The following is a 19171-nucleotide window of genomic DNA, read 5'->3' on the forward strand; positions in this document are numbered from 1 at the left end:
CCGGGCGGCATGCCCGGCGCGAAATCGGGAGAAAGACGATGGTTGTAAGCGCCAACAGGCTTGAACTGCTGCAGATCGCCGACGCGGTCGCGCGTGAAAAGTCGATCGACAAGTCGATCGTCATCGCCGCGATGGCCGACGCGATCCAGAAGGCGGCGCGCTCTCGTTACGGCCAGGAGACCAACATCCGCGCCGACATCAACCCGAACACCGGCGAGATGAAGCTGCAGCGGCTGATGGAAGTGGTCGAGAAGGTCGATGACTACGCGACGCAGATCGCGCTTTCCACCGCACGCGAGCGCAACCCGGACGCACAGCTTGGCGACTTCATCGCCGAGCAGCTGCCGCCGATGGATTTCGGCCGCATCGCCGCGCAGTCGGCCAAGCAGGTCATCGTGCAGAAGGTGCGTGAGGCCGAGCGCGACCGCCAGTATGACGAATACAAGGACCGTATCGGCGAGATCGTCAACGGCACCGTCAAGCGCGTCGAATACGGCAACGTCATCGTCGATCTCGGCCGCGGCGAGGCGATCATCCGCCGCGACGAGCTGATCCCGCGCGAGAACTACAAGTATGGCGACCGCGTCCGCGCCTATGTCTATGACGTGCGCCGCGAGCAGCGTGGCCCGCAGATCTTCCTCTCGCGCACGCATCCGCAATTCATGGCCAAGCTGTTCACCATGGAAGTGCCGGAAATCTACGACGGCATCATCGAGATCAAGTCGGTCGCCCGCGATCCGGGCTCGCGCGCCAAGATCGCCGTCATCTCGCGCGACTCCTCGATCGATCCGGTCGGCGCCTGCGTCGGCATGCGCGGCAGCCGCGTCCAGGCGGTGGTCGGCGAATTGCAGGGCGAGAAGATCGACATCATTCCGTGGTCGCCCTCGGCCGCTTCCTTCATCGTCAACGCGCTGCAGCCGGCCGAAGTGGCCAAAGTGGTGCTCGATGAGGACGCCGAGCGCATCGAAGTGGTGGTGCCGGACGACCAGCTCTCGCTGGCCATCGGCCGCCGCGGCCAGAATGTGCGCCTTGCCTCGCAGCTGACCGGCTGGGACATCGACATCCTCACCGAGCAGGAGGAGAGCGAGCGTCGCCAGAAGGAATTCGTCGAGCGTTCGGCGCTGTTCATGGAGGCCCTCGACGTCGATGAGATGGTCGGCCAGGTGCTCGCCTCCGAAGGCTTCACCAGCGTCGAGGAAGTCGCCTATGTCGACTCGGGCGAAATCGCCTCGATCGACGGCTTCGATGAGGACACAGCTTCGGAAATCCAGACCCGCGCCCGCGAATATCTGGAGAAGATCGAAGCCGAGCATGACGAAAAGCGCAAGGCGCTGGGCGTCAAGGACGAGTTGCGCGAGATCCCGGGCATCACCACCGCCATGATGGTGACGCTTGGCGAGGACGGCGTGAAGACGATCGAGGATTTCGCCGGTTATGCGGCGGACGATCTGATCGGCTGGAAAGAGCGCAAGGACGGCGAGACCAAGGTCTATCCGGGCGTGCTCGCCAGTCACGGCGTCTCGCGCGCCGAGGCCGAACAGATGGTGCTCGCCGCTCGCAGGCTGGCCGGATGGATCACCGAGGAAGAGCTCGCCGCCGAGCAGGCAGCGCCTGGCGAAACCGTTGGTGCGTGAGGTGACCACCAATCGCACAGACCGTGGACGAGATGAACGATCGCACTTGCATCGTTACGCGCAGGCAGGCCGAAGCGGATAAACTGATCCGCTTCGTCGTCGGCCCGGATTCGGCCGTCGTTCCCGACATTAAAAGGAATCTGCCCGGCCGTGGTTGCTGGGTCACCGCCGATCGCCTACATATCGAGAAGGCGGCGGCGAAGAACCTGTTCGCCCGCGCCTTCAAGGCTCAGGTGACCGTTCCATCCGATCTCGGCGGTATGGTCGACGGGCTGCTTTCCAGATCCGCTCTGGGTATGCTTGGCCTTGCCCGTAAGGCCGGCGCGGTCGTTCTTGGCGCCGCCAAGGTCGAGGGCGCGGTGCGCGACGGGCAGGCGCTGCTCGTGCTGCATGCGACCGAGGCTTCGGACGACGGTGTCCGCAAGATCAGTCAGGCGCGGCGGGCTACCGTCCATCTCGGCGGCCCCGCCATTCTTGCCTACAAACTTTTCTCCGAGGCCGAGTTGAGCTTGGCATTGGGGGGTACAAATGTGATACATGCTGCCGTTCTCGCGCAGGACGCGGGACTGGCGGTTGAGAAGCGCGTTGTGGCGCTCGACCGATATCGGGGCGGTACCCCGAACGATCTGGCAATGCTTGCGGCCGTTGCTGACGAAGATGATGCCGCAGAGGATATGGAATGAGCGATACGAAATCGGGCGACGACAAGACGTTGAGCGTTACGCCGAAGAAGACCTTGACGCTGAAGCGTCCTGGCATCGAGCAGGGCACCGTGCGCCAGAATTTCTCGCATGGCCGCACCAAGTCGGTCGTGGTCGAGACCAAGAAGCGCAAGTTCTCGCTGCCCGGCGACAAGCCGGAGCCGGTGTCGCCATCTGTCTTCACGCCGAAGCCCGTCGCCGCTGCTCCTGCTCCCGCCGCGCCTGTCGTGCAGGAAGCGCCCAAGGCGCCGCCCCCGCCGCCGGAGCGTTCGGGCATGGTGCTGAACGAGCTGTCGCGCGGCGAGATGGAAGCGCGTCGCAGGGCGCTGGAAGGCTCCAAGGCCCGCGAGGCCGAGGATCGCCTGCGTGCTCAGGAAGATGCCAAGCGCCGCGCCGAGGACGAGGAACGCCGCAAGCGCGAGCGTGACGAATCCGCGCGCCGTCAGGCCGAGGAGGAAGCTCGCCTGCAGGCCGAGGCCGAGTCGCGGCGCCGTGCCGAGGAAGAGGCTCGCCGTCGCGCGCCGCTGGCCGCCGAGGTCGCCTCGTCGGATGACGAGGAAGATGTCAAGCCGCGGCGTGCCGGTAGTTCCGGTGCTGCTGCCAGTGCGCCGGTGCGCCGTCTCGCCACGCCGGAAGTGGCACGGCCGGCCAAGCCGACCAAGGGCGAGGAAGATCGCCGCCGCGGCAAGCTGACGCTGAACTCGGCGCTGTCGGATGACGACGCGCGCGCTCGCTCGCTGTCGTCGATGCGCCGCCGCCAGGAAAAATTCAAACGCGCGATGCATAATGAGCCGCGCGAGAAAGTCATGCGCGAAGTGATCCTGCCCGAAACCATCACCATCCAGGAACTCGCGCAGCGCATGTCCGAGCGCGCCGTGGACGTGGTCAAGTACTTCATGAAGCAAGGCCAGATCCTGAAGCCGGGTGACGTCATCGACGCCGACACGGCCGAACTGGTGGCTTCCGAATTCGGCCACACGGTCCGCCGCGTCGCCGAGTCCGACATCGAGGAAGGCCTGTTCAACATCGCCGACCGTCCGGAAGACCTGGTGTCGCGTCCGCCGGTCGTGACGATCATGGGCCATGTCGACCACGGCAAGACCTCGCTGCTGGACGCGATCCGCAACGCCAATGTCGTATCCGGCGAGGCCGGCGGCATCACCCAGCACATCGGCGCTTACCAGATCGAGAAGAACGGTCACAAGATCACCTTCATCGACACGCCCGGCCACGCCGCCTTCACGGCCATGCGCGCCCGCGGCGCGCAGGTCACCGACATCGCGGTGCTGGTGGTGGCGGCCGACGACAGCGTGATGCCGCAGACGATCGAATCGATCAACCATGCCAAGGCGGCCGGCGTGCCGATCATCGTGGCCATCAACAAGATCGACAAGCGCGACGCCGACCCGCAGAAGGTGCGGACCGAACTGCTGCGCCACGAAGTGTTCGTGGAATCGATGGGCGGCGAGGTGCTGGACGTCGAGGTTTCGGCGACCAAGGGCACCAATCTCGACAAGCTGCTCGAGGCGATCCTGCTGCAGGCCGAAGTCCTCGACCTCAAGGCCAATCCCGACCGTACGGCGGAAGGCGCGGTCATCGAGGCGCAGTTGGACAAGGGCCGTGGCCCCGTCGCCACCGTTCTGGTGCAGACCGGCACGCTGATGCCGGGCGACATCATTGTCGCCGGCAACGAATGGGGCCGGGTCCGCGCGCTCGTCAACGATCGCGGCGAACATGTGCAGGAAGCGCCGCCGGCGATGCCGGTCGAGGTGCTGGGCCTCCAGGGCACGCCGCAGGCGGGCGACCGCTTCGCCGTCGTCAACAACGAGGCCCGCGCCCGCGAGATCACCGAGTACCGCCAGCGCCTGGCGCGCGACAAGGCAGTGGCCAAGCATGCCGGCCAGCGCGGCTCGCTCGAGCAGATGATGTCGCAGTTGCAGGCGAGCGGGCTGAAGGAATTCCCGCTGGTCATCAAGGGCGACGTGCAGGGTTCCATCGAGGCGATCAACGCCGCTCTCGAAAAGCTCGGCAACGACGAAGTCAGGGTGCGGATCGTCCATTCGGGCGCCGGGGGCATCACCGAAAGCGATGTCTCGCTGGCCGAGACGTCGGGTGCCGCGATCATCGGCTTCAACGTGCGCGCCAATGCCCAGGCGCGGACCGCCGCGGCCGCGGCCGGCATAGAGATCCGCTACTACTCGATCATCTACAACCTCGTCGACGACGTGAAGGCCGCTCTTTCGGGCATGCTTTCGCCGGAGCGGCGCGAGACCTTCATCGGCAACGCCGAGATACTCGAGATCTTCGACATCACGAAGGTCGGCAAGATCGCCGGTTGCCGCGTGACCGAAGGCAAGGTCGAGCGTGGCGCGGGCGTGCGCCTGATCCGCGACAACGTCGTCGTCCACGAGGGCACGCTGAAGACGCTCAAACGCTTCAAGGACGAGGTTTCGGAAGTGCCGGGCGGCCAGGAATGCGGCATGGCCTTCCAGAACTACGAAGACATGCGCGTCGGCGACGTCATCGAGTGCTTCCGCGTCGAGATGGTGAGCAGGACGCTCTAATTCGGGTACTTACCGAAGACAGACGGGTGGCGGCCGCAAGGCCGCCGCCTAAATTCCTTTGTGCATGCGAGACGTTGCATGCTCGACATGTGGCGTGGTCCCATCCCGCGCCTCACGATTTCAGGACCGAGGAAATGCCCCGTTCGACAACATCAGGCCCCTCCCAGCGCATGCTGCGCGTCGGTGAGCAGGTGCGCCATGCCCTTTCCGAGACGCTGCAGCGTGGCGAGATCATCGATCCGGTGATCGAAAACAGCGTGGTATCGGTCTCGGAAGTGCGTATGTCGCCCGACCTCAAGATCGCCACCGCGTTCGTTTCGCCGCTCGGCGCGGGCGACACAGGCGCCGTGGTCGAGGCGCTCAACAAGCATGCGAAGTTCATCCGCGGCCGTGTTTCGGGCGCGCTGAGGCAGATGAAGTACATGCCGGAATTCCGTTTCCGGCTCGATACCTCCTTCGACAATTTCGCCAAGATCAACGAACTGCTGAAGTCGCCCGAAGTCGCGCGCGATCTCGGTGACCACAAGGACGAGGAATAGTGGCGCGTCGCGGTAAGAAGAAAGGCCGGCCGGTTTCCGGCTGGGTGGTGTTGGACAAGCCGGTCGGCATGGGCTCGACCGAGGCCGTCTCCAAGATCAAATGGCTGTTCCAGGCCGAGAAGGCCGGCCATGCCGGCACGCTCGATCCGCTGGCCTCCGGCATGCTGCCGATCGCGCTTGGCGAAGCGACCAAGACCGTTCCTTACGTGCAGGACGGCGCCAAAATCTACCGCTTCACGGTGGCCTGGGGCGAGGAGCGCTCGACAGATGACCTCGAAGGCCCGGTGACCAACAGCTCCGGCCGTCGCCCGGCGGAGGCCGAGGTGAGGGCGCTCTTGCCGAAATATACCGGCATCATCATGCAGACGCCGCCGCAATTCTCGGCCATCAAGATCGCCGGCGAGCGCGCCTATGACCTCGCCCGTGAAGGCGAGACCGTCGAAATACCGGCGCGCGAGATCGAGATCGGCCGCCTCGACATCGTCGAGCACGGCGCCGACAGGACGGTTTTCGAGGTCGAATGCGGCAAGGGCACCTATGTGCGCTCGCTGGCCCGCGACATGGGCCGCGATCTCGGCTGCTTCGGCCATATCGCAGAATTGCGTCGCGTCGAGGTCGAGCCGTTCACGCCGGACGATTTCGTCACAATAGCCGAACTGGAAGCGGCCCGTTTTGGCGGCAAGACGCAAGCAAGCCCGGACGATGCCGAGGCCCCGGTCGATGAGGTTCCGGTCGATTTCGGCGCCATCGATGCGCTGCTGGTCGAAACGGCGGCGGCGCTCGATTGCCTGCCGCAGGTCGCGGTCAGCGACGATGCGGCGACTAAGATCCGTCTCGGCAATCCCGTCATCATTCGCGGTCGCGACGCGCCGGTCGAGGCCGAGGAGGCCTGCGCCACAGCACGCGGCAAGCTCGTGGCTATCGGCGCTATCGAGCAGGGCATGTTCAAGCCCAAGCGGGTCTTTGTCGGCTGAAATCGGTACAAGCGTTCGAGATTGACGCGGTTTCGGACGGAACGACCGCTGCGCGCCTTCCCTCGATTTGCTGCACGGTATGACGTTCCGTTCGCTCGTCCTCCGGATATAACTCTTTGTTGGAGCATGATCTTTTCCGAGAGCCGGTTCCCACTTTTCGTGATCATGCTCTAATCTCGGCTGAGCGCGGAGGCCCAGGGATTTCATGGCAAAGGATGATACAGGCAAGAAGCGGGCGCCGCAGATAACGCGCCGGCCGCCTGTCGGGGCCTCGCCGGGCACGCTTATAGCCGATCCGGCGGCGCGGCGCAGCGAGCTTCGGCTGACATTGATCTCGCCTCAGAAATACCAAACCATCGACAACGCCTCGATCGACGATCTCAACACCCACTGCGAGAAATGGCCTGTCGTCTGGCTGGATTGCACGGGGCTTGCCAACATCCCTCTGATCGAGGAGATCGGCCGCGTCTTCAACCTGCACCCTCTGGCGCTGGAGGATGTCGTCAACACCGGCCAGCGGCCCAAGGTGGATTTCTTCGAGGACCATGCCTTCGTCGTCATGCGCATGATCGACGATATCACCTCGCATCGCTACGAGCAGATCGCGCTGTTCTTCGGCGGCAATTTCGTCGTGACTTTCCAGGAACGCGAGGGCGATCCATTCGATCCGGTACGCAGGCGCATTGCGGCCTCACTGCCCAACCGGCTGCGTTCTCGCGCCGCCGACTATCTCGCCTACGCGCTCATCGATGCCATCGTCGACAGCTATTTCCCACCGGTCGAGGCGGCGAGCGAGATGGTCGACGGCATTGAGGACGAGATGCTGAACAGGCCGCACAAGCAACAGATGCGGCAGCTGCATGAACTGAGGCGCGACGCCAGCGTGCTCAAGGGCGTGCTGTGGCCGATGCGCGACGCGCTTGCGACGCTGATCCGCAACGAAGTGCCCTTCGTGAAGGCCGAGACCAAGATCTTCTTCAACGACACGCTCGACCATTCGCTGCGGCTGATCGAACTGGTCGAGAACCAGCGCGACATGCTGACCGGCCTGATCGAGATGCATCTGTCGCTGACCCAGGCCCACACCAACGACGTCATTTCCTATCTGACGATCGTCTCGGTGATCTTCATGCCGCTGACCTTCCTGGTCGGCGTCTGGGGCATGAATTTCGATCCGGAAAGCTCGCCTTGGAACATGCCCGAGCTCAAGGCCTATTACGGTTATCCGGCCTCGCTTGTGTTCATGGCGCTGGTCGCCGTCGGTCTGATTGCGTTCTTCAAATGGAAGAAGTGGCTGTAGCCATTGAATTCTCCCTTTTGGCTACCGGACCCTGCGACAAGCCGGCTTTACGATTGGGCTGGCGTTTTTTGCGGAATTGCCCTATATGCGCCGCAGCTTCGCGCCCTGACGCGTCGCTTGCACTGGCCCCTGCTGGACGACATCCCGGCTGTGGGCGTCCCGTTTCCTCCAACAGATAAGGAAAAGCACGATGTCGATTACTGCCGAGCGCAAGAAGGAACTGATGACCGAATTCGCGACCGCGAAAGGCGATACCGGGTCTCCGGAAGTCCAGGTTGCCATTCTTTCCGAGCGTATCAAGAACCTGACCGAGCACTTCAAGGACCACAAGAAGGACAACCATTCCCGCCGTGGCCTGCTTGCTCTCGTTTCCCAGCGCCGCAGCCTGCTTGACTATCTCAAGCGCAAGGATGACGGGCGCTATCAGACGCTGATCGACAAGCTCGGTCTTCGTCGCTGACGAATTGACCGGCGGGCTCTCCAAGGGGGGCCCGCCGGTCGCGCATTGGCGCATCGGATGGTCCGGTGCCTCGATGCTGGAAAAAGGAAATTCCCCTCCGCGCCTGGCGCGTTCCGGAAACATCGTTTTCGGCGTCATGCGCAGTGTCGGCCGATCAGTCGGCCAACCGGGTTCCGGACTGCAGAGGGCTATCCGGAACCGCCCATGGACGGTCATGGGGCAGGATTGCAGGATGCTCGCTCGGCTTGTGAGCCGGATTTATCGAGCTTCCCGTTGTCTTGCCCGTGGCTGCCCGAAGGAAGCTAGGGAAGGGAGAACCCGCGACCGTTAAGGACGGCGCGGCCCTTTCCGCATATGAAGGACAAGATATGTTCAATCAACACAAAGTGGAAATCGAATGGGGCGGCCGTCCGCTCATCCTGGAGACCGGCAAGATCGCGCGCCAGGCTGACGGCGCCGTGTTGGCCACCTATGGCGAGACCGTGGTCCTGGCCACCGTCGTCTCGATGAAGGAGCCGAAGCCCGGACTCGATTTCTTCCCGCTTACCGTCAACTACCAGGAAAAGACCTATGCCGCCGGCAAGATCCCGGGCGGCTACTTCAAGCGCGAAGGCCGTCCGAGCGAAAAGGAAACGCTGGTTTCCCGCCTCATCGACCGCCCGATCCGTCCGCTTTTCGCCGACGGCTACAAGAATGACACCCAGATCGTCGTTACTGTCGTCCAGCATGATCTCGAGAACGATCCGGACATCCTGTCGATCGTCGCCACCTCCGCCGCGCTCACGCTTTCGGGTGTGCCCTTCATGGGCCCGATCGGCGGTGCCCGCGTCGGCTACATCAACGGCGAATATGTGCTCAATCCGCATATAGACGAGATGCAGGAATCCAAGCTCGACCTCGTCGTCGCCGGCACCGCCGACGCCGTGCTGATGGTCGAATCCGAGGCCAAGGAACTCTCCGAGGACCTGATGCTTGGCGCCGTGATGTTCGGTCACAAGAGCCTCCAGCCGGTGATCGACGCGATCATCAAGCTGGCCGAGGTCGCCGCCAAGGAGCCGCGCGACTTCACCGCGCCGGATCATTCCGAGCTCGAAGGCGAGATGCTGAAGATCGTCGGCAACGAGCTTCGTGAAGCCTACAAGATCACTGAAAAGCAGTCGCGCTATGCCGCGGTCGACGCGGTCAAGGCGAAGGTCAAGGCCGCTTTCGCTCCTGCCGAGGGCGAGGAAGCCAAGTATACTTCCGAGCAGATTGGCACGGTCTTCAAGGAACTCCAGGCCAAGGTCGTGCGCTGGAACATCCTCGACACCGGCTCGCGCATCGACGGCCGCGACCTCAAGACCGTGCGCAAGATCGTCTCCGAGGTCGGCGTCCTGCCGCGCACCCATGGTTCGGCGTTGTTCACCCGCGGCGAGACCCAGGCGCTGGTGGTTGCCACGCTCGGCACCGGCGAGGACGAGCAATATGTCGATTCGCTGACCGGCATGTACAAGGAGAAGTTCCTTCTTCATTACAACTTCCCACCCTACTCGGTCGGCGAGACCGGCCGCATGGGCTCGCCCGGCCGCCGCGAAATCGGCCACGGCAAGCTTGCTTGGCGCGCGATCCATCCGATGCTGCCTTCGGCGGAGCAGTTCCCCTACACGCTGCGTATCGTGTCTGAGATCACCGAATCCAACGGCTCGTCCTCGATGGCGACCGTCTGCGGCACTTCGCTGGCGTTGATGGATGCCGGCGTGCCGCTGGCAAAGCCGGTCGCCGGCATCGCCATGGGCCTGATCAAGGAAGGCGAGCGCTTCGCGGTGCTCTCCGACATCCTGGGCGACGAGGACCATCTCGGCGACATGGACTTCAAGGTCGCCGGCACCGCCAACGGCGTCACCTCGCTGCAGATGGACATCAAGATCGAGGGCATCACCGAGGAGATCATGAAGATCGCACTGGACCAGGCCAGAGATGGCCGCCAGCATATCCTCGGCGAAATGGCCCATGCCCTGACCGGCGCCCGCCCCGAACTCGGTGAGTTCGCGCCGCGCATCGAGGTCATGCATATCCCGACTGAGAAGATCCGCGACGTCATCGGTTCCGGCGGCAAGGTGATCCGCGAGATCGTCGAGAAGACCGGCGCCAAGATCAACATCGAGGACGACGGCACGGTCAAGATCGCTTCGGCGAACGCCAAGGAGATCGAGGCGGCGAAGAAGTGGATCCACACCATCGTCGCCGAGCCGGAAGTCGGCGAGATCTACGAGGGCACCGTCGTCAAGACGGCCGACTTCGGCGCCTTCGTCAACTTCTTCGGCCCGCGCGACGGTCTCGTCCACATCTCGCAACTCGCCAGCGAACGCGTCGCCAAGACCTCCGATGTCGTCAAGGAAGGCGACAAGGTTTGGGTCAAGCTGATGGGCTTCGACGAACGCGGCAAGGTTCGCCTGTCGATGAAGGTCGTTGACCAGGCGACCGGCAAGGAAATCGTCCAGGAAAAGAAGAAGGCCGAGGGCGAGGAAGACGCCGCCTGATCGTCCTGATCGAATAAATCAAGACGGGCGCGTCGCAAGTCGCGCCCGTTTCTATTTCAGGGCCATGGGGACCCGTCCGCAATTGCATCGGAACGAAAGGTTCCAAGGAGCAGGTGAATGGCCGCGGAACCGCTCAAGACGCTGTTCTACCCGTTCGAGGCCGGGGCGCTGCCCCTGCCGGGAAAGGGTGCCCGCGTTCTGTTCCTCGGTGCCGAACCCGGCTTCCGTATGCCGGCAGTCTTCGATGCGACGCTGCATCTGGTACAGGGTTTCAGGCCACATTTTCGCGCCTTGCAGGCGTCTGGCTATGCGGTCACGCCGCGGGCGCAAGGCCAGGACTACGACATCGCCTTCGTGCTTGCCGGCCGGCATCGCGGGCAAAACGAGTTGCGCATCGCCGAAGCCATCGAGCGCGTCGCGCCGGGCGCGCTTGTCGTCGTCGCCGGTAGCAAGGACGACGGCGTTGACAGCCTGCGCAAGCGGATCAACGCGCTGGCTCCCCTCGAAGGCCATCTGCCGAAGCATCACGGCATTGCTTTCTGGTTCCGTAGGAACGGCGCGGAGGCGGCCGTGACTCTGCGCGCGGCCAACCTCGATCTTGTCATCGAGGGCGGCTTCAAAACCGCGCCTGGCATGTTCTCCTTCGATCGGATCGATGCCGGTTCGAAACTGCTCGTTGCGAGCCTGCCTGACGATCTAAAGGGCAATGTTGCCGACTTCTGCGCCGGTTGGGGCTATCTGGCAGAGGACGTTCTGCGGCGCTCGCAGGGCCTCACCGCGCTCGATCTCTACGAAGCGGATTTCGAGACCCTGGAGGCGGCCAGGGTCAACGTCCGTGGCGGCGCCATCGAGCCGCGCTTCTTCTGGATCGATCTGCTGACCGAGGCGGTCGAGCGGCGCTACGACGCGATCGTCATGAACCCGCCTTTCCACAACGGCCGGGCCGCCGATCCGGGTATCGGCGCAGGCATGATCCGCGCCGCATCAAGGTCGATGAAACCGGGCGGCCGCCTGTATATGGTCGCCAACCGCCAGCTTCCTTACGAACAGGTGCTGTCGGCGGCCTTTGCCAACCATGCCGAGATTGCCCGCGACGGCATGTTCAAGGTGTTTTGGGCGCGCCGTTGAAAGCAATTCCAGCAAAAGTGTGAAGCGGTTTTCCGTCCGGAATTGCGGCAGGGGAAAGCAATTCCAGCAAAAGTGTGAAGCGGTTTTCCGTCCGGAATTGCGCCGGGAAAGGCGAGTTGCCTACTGCACGCTGACGATGCGGGCGTGCTCGTGCGTGCCGAAGACGGGCCGCGCTTCGCCGAGCTCAACCTCGAGCGGCGCCGGCCGGCCGAACAGATAGCCCTGGACCACCTCGCAACCAGCGGCCCTGAGCAGTGTTGCCTGGTTCTCGGTCTCCACACCCTCGGCGATGATGCCGACGCCAAGCGCCCGCGACAGGCCGACAATGGTCGAGACGATCGCGCCGGAACTGGAGTCGGTGTCGATGCGGCTGACGAAGGAGCGGTCGATCTTCAGCTTGCCGAAGGGGAAGTCGATCAGGTAGCTCAGATTGGAATAGCCGGTGCCAAAATCGTCCACGGCCACCGAAATTCCCATCTCGGCAAGCTGCTCCAGGATCGTCGCGGCGCGGTCGCGATCCTGCATCATCGCCGTCTCGGTGACCTCGAGCTCCAGCCGCGAAGGCTTGATGCCGGTCGATTCCACCACCTCCCGGACGATCCCGACGAAATCCTTGGTCATGAACTGGACCGGCGAGATGTTGACGGCGACGAAGCAGTCCTGCGGCAGGTAACGGGCGTCGCTGCAGGCCTTGCGCAGCACCCATTCGCCGATCGGATTGATCATGCCGGTTTCCTCGGCGATCGGAATGAACTCCATCGGCGGGATCATGCCGCGCTCCGGATGCTTCCAACGGATCAGCGCCTCATAACCGACAACGCGGCCGCTCGGCAGGTCGAACTGCGGCTGATAGTGGAGGCTGAAGTCGCCACGGTCGAAGGCGATCTTCAGCTCGGCCTCTATCCATTGCCGATAGTCCGCCACGCGGCCCATGTCGGAATGGAAGGCACACCAGTTGCCGACACCGCTGGCGCGCGCGTTCTGCAGGGCCAGGTTCGAGCGGCGCAGGATCAGAACCGGGTCGACGCCGTCCTTCGGCATCGCCACGATACCGACCGACAAACTGACCGACTGCAGATGGCTCTGCAACTGATAGGGCTCCATCATCTCGCTGATGAGTTTTTCAATCAGCCGCTCCATCGAACCCCTTATGTCGCGGTCCGGCAGAAGCACCGCGAACTCGCCGGCGCCGATGCGGCCGATAACCGCGTTCTTCGGCATGTTCTCCTTCAGCCTGGCGGTGAAGGCGCGGATCAGTTCGTCGCCCTGGCTGTAGCCGATGGCGTCGTTGATCTGCTTGAAGCGGTCGATATCGATGTCGATCAGGAACACCGGCTCGCCGGTCCGGATCGTCCCGGAGGCGGCCTCGGCTATCTTGCTGACCATGGCCTGGCGTGAAAGCAAGCCGGTCACCTTGTCGAAATGGGTTTCCTTGAAGACATAGGCCGCCGATTCATCGACACCCGCGAAGAACGACAGCGCGGCGCCACCAGCGGCAAGCGCGCAGAGCGCGGCGATGACGCCTGCCATCGTTTCGGCCGGCATGCCGGCCATGCCGTCGCCGAAGCCGAACCTCAAGCCCCATAGACCAAGGATGAAACTGCCCATGCCGGAGCTGGCGATGGTGATCAGCCGGAACAACGGCGTACGTCTGGGATTGCTGACTGCGGGCATGCATGGTCCCCGGATTACGGGACCTTATAGCGGACATCTCCTTAAAATGAGTTTCCGCCAAAGAATCCAATTTTAACCGGAACAACTACTGCCGCGGCCGCAAGCTATTCGCGCGTGCCGTCGTTCTGCTTCAATTCCTCCAGTGCCGGCATCGAAACGATGTGGTAGCCGGAATCCACATAATGGATCTCGCCGGTGACGCCTGAAGACAGATCGGAGAGCAGGTAAAGCGCCGAGCCGCCGACTTCGTCGATGGTGACGGTGCGCCGCAACGGCGAATTGCGCTGCTGGTAGGAGAACATGTGGCGGGCATCGGACACACCGGAGCCGGCCAGCGTCCGCACCGGTCCGGCCGAGATGCCGTTCACCCTGATGCCGCGGGGACCGTAATCATTGGCAAGGTAGCGCACGCTAGCCTCAAGCCCGGCCTTGGCGACGCCCATGACATTGTAGTTCGGCATAACCCGGACCGAGCCGGCATAGGTGAGCGTGATCATCGAGCCGCCATTGCCCATCAGCGCGGCGGCGTTGCGCGCCACCTCGGTGAAGGAGTAGCAGGAGATCACCATGGTGCGCACGAAATTGTCGCGGCTGGTGTCGGCGTAGAGGCCCTTGAGCTCGTTCTTGTCGGAAAAGCCGATGGCGTGCACGACGAAATCCAGCCCGCCCCAGGCCCTGTCGAGGGTCTCGAAGGTCGCGGTGACCGAGGCGCTGTCCTCAACGTCACAGGGCACGATCAAGGAGGCCCCTACCTTCTCGGCAAGCGGCTTGACCCGCCGCCCGAACGCGTCGCCCTGGTAGGTGAAAGCCAGCTCCGCCCCATGTTCCGATAGCTTTTTGGCGATGCCCCAGGCGATCGAATGGTCGTTGGCGACGCCCATGACAAGCCCGCGCTTGCCCTTCATCAACCCGTCCATGAATGGCAATCCTTATGCGGAATAGCGCTGGAAAACCAGCGTTGCGTTGGTGCCGCCGAAGCCGAAGGAGTTGGACAGGACGGTGTCGATCCTGGCGTTGTCGATGCGCTTGCGCACGATCGGCATGCCCTCGAATTCTGGATCGAGCGCCTCGATATGGGCGCTCTCGCCGATGAAGCCGCCCTGCATCATCAGGATCGAATAGATCGATTCCTGAACGCCAGCCGCGCCCAGCGAATGGCCGGTCAGCGACTTGGTCGAGGTGATGTAAGGCATCTTGTCGCCGAACACCTCGCGGATGGCGCCCATTTCCCTGGAATCGCCGACCGGCGTCGATGTGCCGTGGGTGTTGATGTAGTCGACCGGCGACGATACGGTCGCAAGCGCCTGGCGCATGCAGCGCACGGCGCCTTCGCCGGAAGGGGCCACCATGTCGTAGCCGTCGGACGTCGCGCCGTAGCCGACGATCTCGGCATAGATCTTGGCGCCGCGCGCCTTGGCGTGTTCCAACTCCTCCAGCACCAGCACGCCGGCGCCGCCGGCGATGACGAAACCGTCGCGGTTGACGTCATAGGCGCGCGAAGCGGTCGATGCATTGTCGTTGAACTTCGACGACATCGCGCCCATGGCGTCGAAAAGGTCCGACATCGTCCAGTCGAGGTCCTCATGGCCGCCGGCAAACATCATGTCCTGCTTGCCCCACTGGATCAGCTCATAGGCGTTGCCGATGCAATGCGCCGAGGTCGAGCAGGCGGACGAGATCGAATAGTTGACGCCATGGATCTTGAACCATGTGGCGAGGGTTGCCGATGCCGTCGACGACATCGCCTTCGGCACAGCGAAAGGACCGATGCGCTTGGGACTGTTGTTCTTGATCGTGGTTTCGGCCGCTTCGACGATCGTCCGGGTCGAAGGACCGCCGGATCCCATCACGATGCCGGTCCGCTCATTGGTGATGTCGCTTTCGCCCAAGCCGGCATCGGCGATCGCCTGGTCCATGGCGACATGGTTCCAGGCCGCGCCTTGGCTCAGGAAACGCATGGCGCGGCGGTCGATCATCGGTGTGGGATCGAGCGTCGGCGCGCCCCAGACCTGGCAGCGGAAGCCGTGTTCGGCGAAGGAATTGGAAAAGCTGATGCCCGATTTGGCATCGTAAAGCGAGCTCTGCACTTCATTGGCATTGTTGCCGATCGACGACACAATGCCGAGCCCTGTCACTACGACCCGTCTCATTCGCAACTCCTTCCGGCGTATTCGGGCGTAAAACCTAGCCGGTTTTCGCCTGTCATCATACGCAAATAAACTGACGTGGCGCCCATTGGGTACACGGGCGCCGTGGCGAAAAACGGTCAGGCGGCCGACTGCTTGGACAGACCGACCTTCAGATCCGTGGCCGCGTATATGGGTTCGCCATCCGCCTTGAGCCAGCCATCGGCTATGCCCAGCACCAGGCGGCCGCGCATCACGCGCTTGAAGTCGACGCCGTACTCGACCTTCTTCACCGACGGTGTCACCATGCCCTTGAACTTCACCTCGCCGGTCGAAAGCGCCATGCCCTTGCCCGGTTCGCCGAGCCAGCCGAGGTAGAAGCCGGTCAACTGCCACATGGCGTCGAGACCGAGGCAGCCCGGCATGATCGGATTGCCGATGAAGTGGCAGGCGAAGAACCACAGATCCGGCTTGATGTCGAATTCAGCGCGGATGAAGCCCTTGTCGAAAGCGCCTCCGGTTTCGCTGATCTCGGTGATGCGGTCGAACATCAGCATCGGCGGGTAGGGCAACTGGGCGTTACCCGGCCCGAACAGGTCGCCGCGGGCGCAGGCAAGCAGTTCCTCGTAATCGTAGCTGGACTTTTGACCCGCCATCAAATTTTGTCCCCGTGTTCCTCGCGGGCGGCAGGGCGCCCTTCGGTGGTTTCCTAACACACTCTGTTTGCGGCCGGAAACCGGCGTTTGCGCTTAACCCGTGCGCCTGCCCGGGTCAATGCGCGCTATTGATCGCATTCGGACTACAGAATATATGTCGGCAGATGTCCGGTCTTGGCTTTTGACGTCTTTTTGCCAATCCGGAACTGTTGATGCGCTGGGCAACAAGCTTCGAAGCGAAGAGATGGATTCGGGCTACCGGAAGGAAAATGTGGCTGTGGACAAGCGGGTTCGCGAAGCCGGCCTGAGGCCGACGCGCCAGCGCATAGCTCTGGCCGACCTGCTTTTCGCCAAGGGCGACCGCCACCTGTCCGCCGAGGAATTGCACGAAGAGGCGATTGCCGCCGGCGTGCCGGTTTCGCTGGCGACGGTCTACAACGCGCTCCACCAATTCACCCAGGCCGGCCTGCTGCGCATCCTGGCGGTCGAAGGCGCGAAAACCTATTTCGACACCAACACGTCCGACCATCACCACTTCTACGTCGAGGGCGAGAACCGCATTTTCGATATTGAAAGCGGCCCGGTAACGGTCTCCAACCTGCCAGTGCCCCCCGAGGGCATGGAGATCGCGAATGTCGACATCGTGGTGAGGCTGCGCCCCAAGCGCCGCGACTGATCCGCTGGCGATGCGCCCGGTCGACCTGGCCGTCCGGCTGGAATGGGTCACCGCTGCCGCGGCGGCCATCATTTTCTACATGATGTCGGGCGTCTCGTGGTGGCTGTTCGCGCTGCTCATCCTGACCCCCGATCTGTCGATGCTCGGCTACCTAGCCGGGCCGCGCGCAGGCGCAATCGCCTACAACGCCCTGCACATCCTGATCTTGCCGCTGGTTCTTGCGCTCGCCGGCAAGCTCTTCGATAATTCAACGGTGACGGCGATAGCGCTGATCTGGATCGCGCACATCGCCATCGACCGCGCCCTTGGTTATGGGCTGAAATTGTCCACAGGTTTTCAGGATACTCATCTCGGGCGCATCGGGCGCCGTGGAGATGCTTCCGTCAGGCTCAGTTCTTGACTTTCTCGCCGGGATAGGCGCCCCAGACCTGCGACTGTGCCATCCAGCCGGTGTGTCCGTCGAAGGTCATTTCGCACCATTGGCCGTCGCATTTCTTGATCGAGCCGATTACGCCGGGCTCGATTATTGCGACGACACCGGCATCCTTGTCCGGCTCGTCGAGCAGGTTGATTTGACCACCCTTGCCGCGCTGCCAGGGCGCGACGATCGCGGTGCGGCGGCCGGAAAGCAGCGACTGGTTGATCCAGCCTTCCGACCCATCGGCATCGCGCACGCGGCGCCAAGTGTCGAATTCCTGGATGACTTCCATCGGCAGCCCGGCCTTCAGATACATCCAGTTGACGGAATAATTGGCGCCAGGGCCGACGCGCGAATTGACGCGGGCCGGTTTCAGGCTGACGAAGCGCGGCAGCGGCAGGCCGCTTGGGCCAAGCGTAATGGTTTGCGCCGGCGCGGCCGCGCTTTGCGCGAATGCCTGTGGCGCGCAGAGGAGGGTGCCAAGGATGGCCGCGCTGATGGCCAGGCGAAGCGACGCGAAACCAGACACTTTCATTCCTTTCGGCGCCGGTCCGTCGGATAAGCGCCCCTTTTTCTTTGTCTTCGACGGCACCGCTTGTTACAGGAGTGGGCTGATGCCGCGACTGGTTACAAGTTTCGCCTGTCTTGGTTAAAGAGGTCTCAACGAGATCGGTTTCGAGAGCATGATCCCGAAAAGTGGGAACCGGTTTTCGGAAAAGATCATACTCCAAAAAAGGGTAGGGTCAGGATGACGATCAAACGAAACGTAATCCTGATCTAGGAAGCTTCGGGGATAAAATGGCAGGCAAAAAACGGCCCCTCGTAGTGATCACGCGCAAGCTGCCCGACCCGGTGGAAACCCGCATGCGCGAGTTGTTCGACGCGCGGCTGAATGTCGAGGACCGGCCGATGACGCAGCCGGAGCTGGTCGCGGCGGTCAAGGAAGCCGACGTGCTGGTTCCCACCATCACTGATCACATCGACGCGGCGCTGATCGCCCAGGCCGGCGAAAACCTCAAGCTGATCGCCAATTTCGGCAACGGCGTCGACAAGATCGATGTCGCGGCCGCCGCCAAGAAAGGCATCACCGTCACCAACACGCCGAACGTGCTCACCGAAGACACCGCCGACATGACCATGGCGCTGATGCTAGCCGTGCCGCGTCGACTTGCCGAAGGCGCCAATGTGCTTACAAGCGACAAGAAATGGGCCGGCTGGTCGCCGACCTGGATGCTTGGCCGGCGCATCTGGGGCAAGCGTCTCGGCATCGTCGGCATGGGCCGAATCGGCACGGCGGTCGCCAGGCGCGCCAAGGCCTTCGGCCTGTCGATCCACTACCACAACAGGCACCGTGTGCTGCCGGCGGTCGAAGAGGAACTGGAGGCGACCTACTGGGAAAGCCTCGACCAGATGCTGGCCCGCATGGACATCATCTCGGTCAATTGTCCCTCGACGCCGGCGACGTTCCACCTGCTGTCCGGCCGCCGGCTGGCGCTGATGCAGCCTTCGGCTTACCTCGTCAACACGGCGCGCGGCGACATCATCGACGAGGAAGCCCTTGTCAAGCTCATCCATGACGGCAAGATCGCCGGCGCCGGTCTCGACGTCTATGAGCACGAGCCGGCGCTGAACAACAAGCTCCTGAAGCTTGCCGCCAAGGGCAAGGTGGTGCTTTTGCCGCATATGGGCTCGGCCACGCTCGAGGGCCGCATCGACATGGGCGAGAAGGTGATCATCAACATCCGCGCCTTCTTCGACGGCCACCGCCCGCCGGACCGCGTCCTGCCGCTGAGGACCTGAAG

17 protein-coding genes are annotated in these 19171 nt (G+C 63.2%); 12 read left to right on the forward strand and 5 right to left on the reverse strand.

Annotated elements, in window-relative coordinates; translation table 11 throughout:
• Nucleotides 1-38: 38 nt before the first annotated feature.
• The 9 genes from nusA to ACR64R_RS26140 all read left to right on the forward strand — a co-directional run bounded on the left by nusA (nucleotide 39) and on the right by ACR64R_RS26140 (nucleotide 11819).
• Nucleotides 39-1634 carry a transcription termination factor NusA gene (nusA, locus tag ACR64R_RS26100; RefSeq protein WP_487359117.1) on the forward strand — a complete coding sequence of 532 codons (1596 nt, stop codon included), beginning with the start codon at nucleotides 39-41 and terminating at the stop codon, nucleotides 1632-1634.
• A 32-nt stretch (nucleotides 1635-1666) separates the two neighbouring features.
• Nucleotides 1667-2317 (forward strand): RNA-binding protein, encoded by a 651-nt coding sequence (locus ACR64R_RS26105; protein WP_487362552.1) that lies wholly within the window; start codon nucleotides 1667-1669, stop codon nucleotides 2315-2317.
• Nucleotides 2314-4899: a translation initiation factor IF-2 gene (gene infB / locus ACR64R_RS26110; RefSeq protein WP_487359118.1), complete on the forward strand. Its 2586-nt coding sequence runs from the start codon at nucleotides 2314-2316 to the stop codon at nucleotides 4897-4899. Before ACR64R_RS26105 ends, infB begins: the two co-directional genes overlap by 4 nt.
• A 134-nt stretch (nucleotides 4900-5033) precedes the next feature.
• The gene (gene rbfA / locus ACR64R_RS26115) at nucleotides 5034-5438 is read left to right on the forward strand and encodes a 30S ribosome-binding factor RbfA (protein ID WP_487359119.1); all 405 of its coding nucleotides are present in this window, start codon (nucleotides 5034-5036) and stop codon (nucleotides 5436-5438) included.
• On the forward strand, nucleotides 5438-6412 hold the full coding sequence (gene truB, locus ACR64R_RS26120) for a tRNA pseudouridine(55) synthase TruB (protein WP_487359120.1): 975 nt from the start codon (nucleotides 5438-5440) through the stop codon (nucleotides 6410-6412). Before rbfA ends, truB begins: the two co-directional genes overlap by 1 nt.
• A gap of 205 nt (nucleotides 6413-6617) precedes the next feature.
• A complete protein-coding gene (gene corA / locus ACR64R_RS26125; RefSeq protein ID WP_487359121.1) occupies nucleotides 6618-7712 on the forward strand; it encodes a magnesium/cobalt transporter CorA in 1095 nt (364 codons plus the stop codon).
• Nucleotides 7713-7902: 190 nt separating this feature from the next.
• Entirely contained in the window at nucleotides 7903-8172 is a 270-nt protein-coding gene (rpsO, locus tag ACR64R_RS26130) for a 30S ribosomal protein S15 (protein WP_126079407.1), read from the forward strand.
• 368 nt (nucleotides 8173-8540) lie between these two features.
• Nucleotides 8541-10691 (forward strand): polyribonucleotide nucleotidyltransferase, encoded by a 2151-nt coding sequence (pnp, locus tag ACR64R_RS26135; protein WP_487359122.1) that lies wholly within the window; start codon nucleotides 8541-8543, stop codon nucleotides 10689-10691.
• Between the two features lie 117 nt (nucleotides 10692-10808).
• Complete coding sequence (locus ACR64R_RS26140) at nucleotides 10809-11819, forward strand: class I SAM-dependent methyltransferase (RefSeq protein WP_487359123.1); 1011 nt, start codon at nucleotides 10809-10811, stop codon at nucleotides 11817-11819.
• 120 nt (nucleotides 11820-11939) lie between these two features.
• On the opposite strand, the gene ACR64R_RS26145 is transcribed toward ACR64R_RS26140, so the two are convergent.
• The 4 genes from ACR64R_RS26145 to fabA form a co-directional block, all read right to left on the reverse strand.
• Complete coding sequence (locus tag ACR64R_RS26145) at nucleotides 11940-13493, reverse strand: putative bifunctional diguanylate cyclase/phosphodiesterase (protein WP_487359124.1); 1554 nt, start codon at nucleotides 13491-13493, stop codon at nucleotides 11940-11942.
• 104 nt (nucleotides 13494-13597) lie between these two features.
• Nucleotides 13598-14410 carry an enoyl-ACP reductase FabI gene (fabI, locus tag ACR64R_RS26150; protein WP_487359125.1) on the reverse strand — a complete coding sequence of 271 codons (813 nt, stop codon included), beginning with the start codon at nucleotides 14408-14410 and terminating at the stop codon, nucleotides 13598-13600.
• Between the two features lie 12 nt (nucleotides 14411-14422).
• Nucleotides 14423-15643, reverse strand: a complete 1221-nt coding sequence (gene fabB, locus ACR64R_RS26155; RefSeq protein WP_487359126.1) for a beta-ketoacyl-ACP synthase I — start codon at nucleotides 15641-15643, stop codon at nucleotides 14423-14425.
• 116 nt (nucleotides 15644-15759) lie between these two features.
• Nucleotides 15760-16275: a 3-hydroxyacyl-[acyl-carrier-protein] dehydratase FabA gene (gene fabA, locus ACR64R_RS26160; RefSeq protein ID WP_149790431.1), complete on the reverse strand. Its 516-nt coding sequence runs from the start codon at nucleotides 16273-16275 to the stop codon at nucleotides 15760-15762.
• Between the two features lie 244 nt (nucleotides 16276-16519).
• Between fabA and irrA the strand changes: the two genes are divergently transcribed.
• Both irrA and ACR64R_RS26170 read left to right on the forward strand, forming a co-directional pair.
• On the forward strand, nucleotides 16520-16951 hold the full coding sequence (gene irrA, locus ACR64R_RS26165) for an iron response transcriptional regulator IrrA (RefSeq protein WP_487359127.1): 432 nt from the start codon (nucleotides 16520-16522) through the stop codon (nucleotides 16949-16951).
• A gap of 10 nt (nucleotides 16952-16961) precedes the next feature.
• Entirely contained in the window at nucleotides 16962-17351 is a 390-nt protein-coding gene (locus ACR64R_RS26170) for a DUF4260 domain-containing protein (RefSeq protein WP_487359128.1), read from the forward strand.
• On the opposite strand, the gene ACR64R_RS26175 is transcribed toward ACR64R_RS26170, so the two are convergent.
• Complete coding sequence (locus ACR64R_RS26175) at nucleotides 17341-17898, reverse strand: SH3 domain-containing protein (RefSeq protein ID WP_487359129.1); 558 nt, start codon at nucleotides 17896-17898, stop codon at nucleotides 17341-17343. The genes ACR64R_RS26170 and ACR64R_RS26175 overlap by 11 nt on opposite strands.
• A 269-nt stretch (nucleotides 17899-18167) precedes the next feature.
• Here ACR64R_RS26175 and ACR64R_RS26180 point away from each other — a divergent pair, with 269 nt between their 5' ends.
• On the forward strand, nucleotides 18168-19169 hold the full coding sequence (locus tag ACR64R_RS26180) for a 2-hydroxyacid dehydrogenase (RefSeq protein WP_487359130.1): 1002 nt from the start codon (nucleotides 18168-18170) through the stop codon (nucleotides 19167-19169).
• Nucleotides 19170-19171 lie beyond the last annotated feature (2 nt).

It is taken from the genome of Mesorhizobium sp. MC2-1-1, assembly GCF_057597255.1.

What these genes read in the sequence shown, in the direction of transcription:
- rpsO (WP_126079407.1), top strand. Translation starts at nt 7,903, where the DNA reads ATGTCGATTACTGCCGAGCGCAAGAAGGAACTGATGACCGAATTCGCG.
- ACR64R_RS26170 (WP_487359128.1), top strand. Translation starts at nt 16,962, where the DNA reads ATGCGCCCGGTCGACCTGGCCGTCCGGCTGGAATGGGTCACCGCTGCC.
- pnp (WP_487359122.1), top strand. Translation starts at nt 8,541, where the DNA reads ATGTTCAATCAACACAAAGTGGAAATCGAATGGGGCGGCCGTCCGCTC.
- ACR64R_RS26105 (WP_487362552.1), top strand. Translation starts at nt 1,667, where the DNA reads ATGAACGATCGCACTTGCATCGTTACGCGCAGGCAGGCCGAAGCGGAT.
- nusA (WP_487359117.1), top strand. Translation starts at nt 39, where the DNA reads ATGGTTGTAAGCGCCAACAGGCTTGAACTGCTGCAGATCGCCGACGCG.
- irrA (WP_487359127.1), top strand. Translation starts at nt 16,520, where the DNA reads ATGGATTCGGGCTACCGGAAGGAAAATGTGGCTGTGGACAAGCGGGTT.
- rbfA (WP_487359119.1), top strand. Translation starts at nt 5,034, where the DNA reads ATGCCCCGTTCGACAACATCAGGCCCCTCCCAGCGCATGCTGCGCGTC.
- ACR64R_RS26140 (WP_487359123.1), top strand. Translation starts at nt 10,809, where the DNA reads ATGGCCGCGGAACCGCTCAAGACGCTGTTCTACCCGTTCGAGGCCGGG.
- fabI (WP_487359125.1), bottom strand. Translation starts at nt 14,410, where the DNA reads ATGGACGGGTTGATGAAGGGCAAGCGCGGGCTTGTCATGGGCGTCGCC.
- fabB (WP_487359126.1), bottom strand. Translation starts at nt 15,643, where the DNA reads ATGAGACGGGTCGTAGTGACAGGGCTCGGCATTGTGTCGTCGATCGGC.
- ACR64R_RS26145 (WP_487359124.1), bottom strand. Translation starts at nt 13,493, where the DNA reads ATGCCCGCAGTCAGCAATCCCAGACGTACGCCGTTGTTCCGGCTGATC.
- ACR64R_RS26180 (WP_487359130.1), top strand. Translation starts at nt 18,168, where the DNA reads ATGGCAGGCAAAAAACGGCCCCTCGTAGTGATCACGCGCAAGCTGCCC.
- corA (WP_487359121.1), top strand. Translation starts at nt 6,618, where the DNA reads ATGGCAAAGGATGATACAGGCAAGAAGCGGGCGCCGCAGATAACGCGC.
- fabA (WP_149790431.1), bottom strand. Translation starts at nt 16,275, where the DNA reads ATGGCGGGTCAAAAGTCCAGCTACGATTACGAGGAACTGCTTGCCTGC.
- infB (WP_487359118.1), top strand. Translation starts at nt 2,314, where the DNA reads ATGAGCGATACGAAATCGGGCGACGACAAGACGTTGAGCGTTACGCCG.